The following is a 7,672-nucleotide window of genomic DNA, read 5'->3' on the forward strand; positions in this document are numbered from 1 at the left end:
GCCGCACCGCCGCGCCGGACGGCGGCCGCCATCGTCCGGTGGGCGGCTTCGGCCTCGGCCGCGGTCGGGGCGGGCACCGGGGACCCCTCCACGGTGTACCACTCGTCGGCGCCGTCGTACTGGACGGTGAGCAGCGCCTGGCGGCCGTCCCAGATAGTGCGCAGCGTGAGGTCGCCGGTGATGACGCCGACTTCGACGGTCATCACGCCGCCCGGCCCGGCCGGGATTCCTGCGGTCAGCAGCGGTCCGTCGGCGGGGTCGGGGGTGGTCATGATCCCGCCGGGCAGGTGTCGAGCATCGGGCCCAGGGCCGTCTTCTCCGGTTCGGTGACGGTCAGCTTGTAGTGGTTCTTCACGTTGATCCAGGCCTTCGCGTAGTGGCACCAGGCGGTCTGGGACGGCGGCTTCCACTGGTCAGGGGTCTGGTCGCCTTTCGCCCTGTTGGAGGCGGCGGAGACCGCGAGGAGCTGGGGCCGGGTCAGGTCGTTGGCGAAGGCCTTGTGCTGGTCGTCCGTCCAGCTGTCCGCTCCGACTGGCAGGCAGCGTCATTCCATGGGTGCGATATTCCTCGGCCTGCAGCCCTCCGGTAGGTCGACGACTTGCGGGCTAGGGGTCGAGGATTTCGAACCAGGTGGCCGCGTCCAGAGACTGTTGCAGAGCGGCTTCGAAGATCGCAGGGTTGGCCTGGGCTAGAGCACGCTGGATGTAAATAGCGTCATGTATAGCGGTCAGGGCCTCCGCCCTCCGCCCCACCTCGTTCAGCCTGATGGACAGGTTGTAGTAGCCGGTGGCGAGGCCGGGCAGGTGGGCATCCAGATTCGCCTGGGCAAGCACGAGACGAATGGCGACGGATTCCTGGGTAGCGGCCAGGGCTTCCTGCAGTTGCCCGGTTCGCTCCAACCGGCTGGACAGGTCGTTGAGGGACCAGGCTAGGCCGGTCAGGTAGGCCTCGTGGTTCGTCTTGGCCAGGGTCCGGAAGTACCAGGTCGCCTCGTAGGCTGCGGCCAGGGCTTCCTCCGGGAGGCTCTCTCTATCGAGCCAGACGGACAGGTTGTGTAGGGACTGGGCGAGGCCGGGCAGGTGAGTACCCGGATCGTCCTCGGCCAAGCCTCGGCGGATGGCGACGGTCTCCCGGACAGTGGCCACGGCTTCTTCCCAACGCCCAACCTCTCCCCAGCAGAGAGACAGCTTGTGCAGAGCGTGGGCGAGGTCGGGCAGGTGGGCGTTGGGGTTGCCCGTCACGAGGGTGCGGCGGATGGCGACAGCTTCCTCGATGGCAGCCATGCTCTCCTCCCGACGCCCCACCTCACTCAGCCGGGCGGATAGCTTGTGCAGAGCGTGGGCGAGGTCGGGCAGGTGGGCGTTGGGGTTGCCCGCCGCGAGGGTGCGGCGGATGGCGACAGCTTCCTCGATGGCAGCCATGCTCTCCTCCCGGCGCCCCACCTCACTCAGCCGGTTGGAGAGGTTATAGATGCTGCCAGCGAGGTGGGGCAGGTGGGCGTTGGGGTTGTCTGCGGCGAGGGTGCGGTAGTGGCCGGTGGCTTCGTGGATGGCGGCCAGGCTTTCCTCCTGCCGCCCCACTTCACCCAGCCGGTTGGAGAGGTTGTTGAGGGTGCCAGCGAGATATGACAGGTAGGTGTCGGGGTTGTCTGCGGCGAGGGTGCGGTAGTGGCCGGTGGCTTCCAGGCTGGCGGCCAGGCCTTCCTCGTGCCGGCCCGTGTCCCCAAGCCGATTGGAGAGGTTGGTGAGGGCCATGGCGAGGTCGGGCAGGTAGGTGTCGGGGTTGCCCGCGGCGAGGGTGCGGTAGTGACCGATGGTTTCCAGGCCGGCGGCCAGGCCTTCCTCGTGCCGGCCCGCGTCCCCAAGCCGATTGGAGAGGTTGGTGAGGGCTCTGGCGAGGCCCGGCACGTCGGCATCAGGGTTGCCCGCCGCGAGGGTACGGCGGATGGCGACAGCTTCCTCGACAGCTGGCAGGCCCTCCTCCCCCCGGCCCACCTCACCAAGGCGGTGCGAGAGGTTGGTAAGGGCGTTGGCGAGGCCGGGCAGGTGGGCGTTGGGGTTGCCCGCCGCGAGGGTACGGCGGATGGCGACAGCTTCCTCGATGGCGGCCAGGCTCTCCTCCCTACGCCCCACCTCACCGAGCGAATGGGAGAGGTTGTTGAGGGCCATGGCAAGGTCTGGCGTGTAGGTGTCCGGGTCGGCCTCAGCCAGGGCCCGGGTGCGGTCGGCGATGGTGTAAGCCAGGCGGACGGCGGTGACAGCCAGGCGCTGGCTTTCGAGTGGGAACCCGTCGTGGAGCGCGTCGAGGTCGTCAAGGGGAACGGTGGCGGTGGTGACGAGGGCGTCGAGGGCGTCGACGAGAGGCTGCGGGTGGTTGGTGTGGGTGGCGGCGATGGCAGTTTGTGGTGCGAGCCGCTGGTAGTGGCGGACGCAGAGGTTGGTGAGGTGAGTGTTGAGGCGGTTGTAGAAGACGGGGTGAGCGGCGGCGCGACTGTAGACGATCAGCAGTTGTGCGGTCTGGATGTCGTCGGCACCGTCGACGAGATGTTCGGCGAGTTCCGGCTGGTCGTCGAGAGCACGGCCGATGTGGCGCTCGGCGAGACGGTCGGGCTGAAGTGAGCCCCAGGGTTGTCCGCCGGGCGCGGGTGCGGGGTAGAGGGCGGTGAGCCAGTTAGTGACGCTGTTGCGTTGGTCTCGGGTCTGGTCGGCGAGGGCGGGGAGGCGCTGCCAGAGCCGGTCAGCCTGTTCGCGGTCGGCTGCGCCCATGAGATGGGCGGCGGCGAGTGCGGTCTCCAGGATCGCGAGGCTGAGGGCGGGGGCGAGGGTGAGGACGGCCTGTCGCCAGTGGCGGCGCTCGTGTACGAGGAGGCGGTCCTCGACGAGGTCGGCTTCCTGCCGCACGGAGCTGGCTGCGGCCAGGTCGGTCGAGTCGGAGGTGCTGTGAGGTCGGGCGTCGGCGGTGTCGAGAAGGTCGGCGAGGGCGGTCATGTGGAGGGTGAGGGCGTTGCCATAGGCATCCTGGTCCAACTGAGGCGGGCGCAGGGTGCCAGCGAGGGTGGACCAGTCATGAGCGGTGAGACCGTCGACACTGTGGCAGGCGTCGGCGAGGGCCCGGGCCGCCTCAAGATAGTGATCGATTCGGTCTGAAGGGCGGGTGCCGAGGGGGGCGAGGTGATGGGTGCGGGCGGTGGTGAGGTAGTCCTCGGCGAGGCTGGTGGCGGTGGTCGCCTGCTGCCACCAGTCGCCGTCGGTGCGGGCGAGCAGGAGAAGCTTGAGCGGGGTGTTGGCGGGGTGGTCGGCGGCGGCTTCGACGAGGACGGCGATCTGGTCGGTGCGGCTCTCGGCGTAGTCGAGGACGACCAGCAGCGGCTTGGCGGCGTGGCGGAGTTCGCGCAGCTGGTCCGGGCCGGCGGTGGTGCGTGGCCACAGGACGGCCCAGCCGTCGGCGGCGAGCAGGTGGGCGAGGTGGTGGGCGAGGCGGGTCTTGCCTTGGCCGCCGGGGCCGTGGAGGAGCCAGGCGCCGAAGCCGCCAAGCTGGCACCAGGCCTGCAGTTCGGTGAGGAGGTCGTGGCGGCCGTGGAAGGGGACGATCTGGTGGCGTGCCTGGAGGAGGGCCGCGGGTGAGGGCAGGCACCGGGTGCGGTCGGGATCCTGGGCGCGGTCGGCGAGGTCCTGGAACTCGACAGCCTGCAGGCCTCCGCTGGGGCCGACATCCCACTCAGCGAGGGCGGTGCGGAACCCTAGGTCGTGATGGAGGACGTAGGCGGGTACCGCGTTCAGTCGGCCATGGGCGGAGTGGGCGCGGTCGGCCGCCACGACACCGGTCAGGAGCCGGTCGCAGAACACCGCCGCCCCGGACAGCCCAGCGAACGGCGAGCTGCCGTTGGCCCGCCACACCGGCGAAGGCTGATCGAGGTCGACGACGTGCTCGTTGCCGACAAAACCCGTGCCCGGATTGAGGCGCGCGCGCAGCTGCTCGGCCTCCACGGCCCGGCCGGACCGCTGGGCGACATCGGGGGTGCCCCAGGTCTCGCACGGGATCCCGGGGCGGTCGGTGACGGCGCGGCCCCAGCGCACTGGGGCGGTGGGCGGCTGCCAGTGAGGGCTGTCGCCGACCAGGACCAGAGCCGCGTCGTCGCGCCCGCCCGGGGTACCGGACCACACCACCCGTCCGTCCGCAGTGCCAGTGCCAGCCGGGTGGAACACCTTCACCCTGGTGCCGGTCGGGCCAGTGACGTGGGCGGAGGTCAGGACCAGCCGCCCGCCGACCGCGTACCCGGACCCGCGTCCGCCCGGCCCGTTCACCCCGGCAATCCGTACCCGCTCCACCCGTGCCCCCTACAACCCGCCCTGCTTGTCACCACGTGGTCGCGGACGGACTACGTGGTGCCGGCCGCGGTCTGGTTCTCAGCCGTTGATGCGCCCGGTGGTGTCGCCGGGCCCTTCCGGGTGCTCCTGCGCGGAGCTGACGAGGAGATCGGTTCCATCCGGGCGCTTCGGGGTGAGCGTGAAGGAGACCCGGTGGGTGCGGCCGCGGGAGAGCCCGGCCTCGGTCTCGGCCCCAACCGCGAACAGCTTGAAGCCGGCCTTCGCCTTCACGTCCGCGCGCAGCTCGACCTCGAACTCCATCTCCACCGGCCCCACCGCGAACACCACCTGCGGGTCGTCCCCGATCTGGGCCGCCGCCTTCAGCAGCTCGTCGCGTACCGCCGCGACCGCGTCCGCCAGCGGAACATCCATTCGCACCCACCCCTTGAACACCTGACCTGCGGTCATGCCGATGCGGACACCGTAAAGCCCGTGCACTGGCCCGCGCAGGCGAAAGCCCAACTCAGCCGAGCCTGCCCGCCTGTTCCTCGGCTCTGGGCAGGCGGGCAGGCCCGCTGGATGGCTACGCGCAGGTGTCGAGCATCTCGATCAACGCCGTCTTCTCCGGCTCGGTGACGGACAGGCCGTAGACGTGCTTGATGTCGGTCCAGGCGCGGGAGTAGGTGCACCAGTACGACCGCAGCGGCGGCCGCCAGGCATCCGGTCCCTTGTCGGCCTTCGCCCGGTTCGAGGCGGCGGACACCGCGACCAGCTGCGAGTGGGTCAGGTCGTTGGCGAAGGCGCGGCGCTTGTCGGTGGTCCAGGTGTCGGCACCGACTGGCGGGGAGCGTCATTCCCAGGTTGCGGTATTCGGGGTTGTCCATGAGTCGTCGTAGGTCTCGTCGCCGGTGTCAGACCACGTCGCTTCCTGGGGCTCCCCCCGGGTCCAGAAGCGCCGCTCTTCTCCCTGTTGGGTGGCCACGTCGGGGATGACGGCGTCCGCACTCGCAACTTCTCGCAACTTAGTTGAAGCGCAATCGGATTGGCCCGTAGCTTTCGGAGAACCATCGGGCAGCGCCCGGCGCCACCAGGTGCCCCACCAGCAGTCGGAGGCAGCATGGCAACCGCAGTTGCACCCACCGACCCGATCGTCGGCCCGCTTCGGAACGTGCGCGACCACGTCCCCACCGATCTGTGGGCGAAGCAGGTCAGCCTGCTGATGCACGACTACCCCTACGACTCCGTCATGGCCGCCCGCGTCCTCGGCCAGGGCTACGCCTACCTGCTCACCGCGATGGCCCACCGCGGCGAGCAGCTGAGCCTCGGCCCCAGCTCGCTGGTCGATATCGGCGTCCACACGATCATCCTGGACACCGTCGCCTACGCCGAGCTGTGCCGGCCCCACAACGACGGACAGTTCCTGCACCACGTGCCGGCCGTCAAGTTCAGCTCGCCGGCCGCGCACGCCGCGGTCATGGCGGCCGCCAGCACGCTGGAGGTCGCCGACACCGCCACGCTGGACCGGGAAGAGGACCTGCCGGTGCCGGCCGGGTTGCTGGTGCTGCCGGAGCCGGTCGTGCTCGCCAACCGGGTGGGCTCGCTGTCCGACGTCGCCGCCTACGGCTGGTCCGGTGTCCAGATGCACAACGGGTGGCCGCCCGTGCCCGGCGGGCGGCCCGGGGTCCGGGTGGTCAGCTTCATGGACCGCGACGGCCCGGTGCAGCCCGCGCAATGGCGGACTCTGGTCAAGCTGGCCCGTACCTCCGGCACGCCGCTGCCACGCCTGGTGCCCGACGGAATCGACGGCATGGTCGGCAACCGGCTCTTGAGCGACCTGTCCGTCGAGCAGCTGCACGACCGTTCCCGCGAGATCGAGCAAATACAGCTCGCGATGCGAGCGAACGCCCGCAGCCTCAGGCCGGTCTCGGACGAAGGAGAGTGGTCCGGGGGGATCGTGGAGGACCTCACCCAGGACTTCACCCGCCGGTACATCTTCGCGTTCTGGCGGCTGGCCTCACACAGAGCTCGTTGAACGGCCCCAGACGACCGCGGCGTGAATAGGGTGGCGGACCTGCCTCGAAGTTCGAGAACATCCGGTCATGTTGGATGGCACGGTAGGACAGGACCTTCCGGTCGGCTTCGGGTTCCGGCCGTATCGTGGCGACGAAGACCACGGCGCCATGGCTGCGGTGCGGCTGGGATGTGTTGAACGGGACCGGGTCGATGTCCGTTCGGTTGTGGAAGGGCTCCCGACAGCGGCCGAGATCGCCGAAGCTTCTGCCAAGTTGGAGGAGCCGTCCAAGAACCAGATCCTGGTGGTGCTCGACGGGAGCGTCGTCGGCTACTCGACGATCCGGTGGTGGCAAGAGCGGGACGATACGTGGCTGTACCTGCACCGCGGCTACCTCTTGCCCGAACATCGCGGCCAGGGCATCGGCTCAGCCATGCTGAGCTGGGCCGAAGAGCGGATCCGCCAGCTCGTCAAACAGCATGGAGCGGCGCGGACCGCAGTGATCGGCGCGAACGCTATGGCCTCCGAGCAGGACGCCACAGGGCTGCTGCGCGCAGCTGGCTACCGACGTGTCTTCAGCCTGGTCGAGCTGGAGCTGGGCGATTTGCAGCAGGTGCCCGAGCCGGGCAGCAACCTGCCAGCCGGGATACGGACAGGGCCGATCGGGACGAGCCACTACCGTGCAGCCTGGAGGACGGTAGTCGATTCGTACGCGGACACAGGCTTCGCTCAGAGATGGCCTTTCCAGGACTTCGTCGACACCGCCGACCCAGCATGCTGGAGGGCTGCCTGGAACGGGCAGGACATGGTCGGCGTCGCCCTCTGCTCCATCCGCCATCACGACCACACCGTGGGCGAGGTGGAAGAGCTGAGTGTCCGGACGGACCAGCGACGCCTCGGAATCGGCCGGGTCCTACTGCTGGACGGGCTGCGGAGCCTTCGTGAGCAGGGTGCAACGACCGCCCGGCTGTTCACGGGCACGGCAAACCCGCACCGGTCCTACGAGCTCTACGAGAGTGTGGGGTTCCGGCGGCAGAACGAGTACGTCCGTTACCGCAAGCCACTTGCTTGATCACCGGTCATTGGGCTGTCTGGTCAGTCCACAGGATTTGACAATACCTCGACAACGCATGCTCATCCCGCCAACTCGCCAAGAGCAGCACTCAGGATCGTCGGCAGGTCTCTTCGCCTGGGCGATGACGACAACCTGACCACATTGCAGGCGGTTAGTACTGCAACCGCATCTGTCGTTACCGCTGGCGTTCGGCGTCGTTGGTATGACTGTGTGCTGATGAGCTGACGGTTGAGCAGGTCGAGTCGTGGTCCGAGGGGATAGTGGGCTTCCATGCTCGCT

Annotated in this window: 5 protein-coding genes and 1 pseudogene; 2 read left to right on the plus strand and 4 right to left on the minus strand. The window is 69.1% G+C overall.

Annotated features, from left to right (window positions below; genetic code table 11):
- From KS423_RS32330 to KS423_RS32350, 4 genes and pseudogenes are all read right to left on the minus strand, one after another.
- Positions 1-272: hypothetical protein (locus KS423_RS32330; RefSeq protein ID WP_224283316.1), on the minus strand; the 272-nt coding region annotated here is incomplete at its 3' end.
- A 333-nt stretch (positions 273-605) separates the two neighbouring features.
- Positions 606-4,304, minus strand: coding sequence for a tetratricopeptide repeat protein (locus KS423_RS48175; RefSeq protein WP_224283317.1), 3,699 nt, complete (start codon positions 4,302-4,304; stop codon positions 606-608).
- A 102-nt stretch (positions 4,305-4,406) separates the two neighbouring features.
- Complete coding sequence (locus KS423_RS32345; RefSeq protein ID WP_224283318.1) at positions 4,407-4,739, minus strand: trypco2 family protein; 333 nt, start codon at positions 4,737-4,739, stop codon at positions 4,407-4,409.
- 151 nt (positions 4,740-4,890) lie between these two features.
- Positions 4,891-5,142, minus strand: a pseudogene (locus tag KS423_RS32350) (HNH endonuclease); the annotation flags it as partial.
- A 282-nt stretch (positions 5,143-5,424) separates the two neighbouring features.
- On the opposite strand from KS423_RS32350, the gene KS423_RS48180 reads away from it, so the two are divergent.
- On the plus strand, positions 5,425-6,339 hold the full coding sequence (locus KS423_RS48180) for a hypothetical protein (protein WP_308020275.1): 915 nt from the start codon (positions 5,425-5,427) through the stop codon (positions 6,337-6,339).
- A 67-nt stretch (positions 6,340-6,406) separates the two neighbouring features.
- The gene (locus tag KS423_RS32360; protein WP_224283319.1) at positions 6,407-7,390 is read left to right on the plus strand and encodes a GNAT family N-acetyltransferase; all 984 of its coding nucleotides are present in this window, start codon (positions 6,407-6,409) and stop codon (positions 7,388-7,390) included.
- Positions 7,391-7,672 lie beyond the last annotated feature (282 nt).

It is taken from the genome of Streptomyces sp. LS1784 (assembly GCF_020103755.1).
GTDB lineage: Bacteria > Actinomycetota > Actinomycetes > Streptomycetales > Streptomycetaceae > Kitasatospora.

Coding starts and splice junctions, on each gene's coding strand:
- KS423_RS48180 (WP_308020275.1), top strand. CDS start 5,425: ATGGCAACCGCAGTTGCACCCACCGACCCGATCGTCGGCCCGCTTCGG.
- KS423_RS32360 (WP_224283319.1), top strand. CDS start 6,407: ATGTTGGATGGCACGGTAGGACAGGACCTTCCGGTCGGCTTCGGGTTC.
- KS423_RS32345 (WP_224283318.1), bottom strand. CDS start 4,739: ATGGATGTTCCGCTGGCGGACGCGGTCGCGGCGGTACGCGACGAGCTG.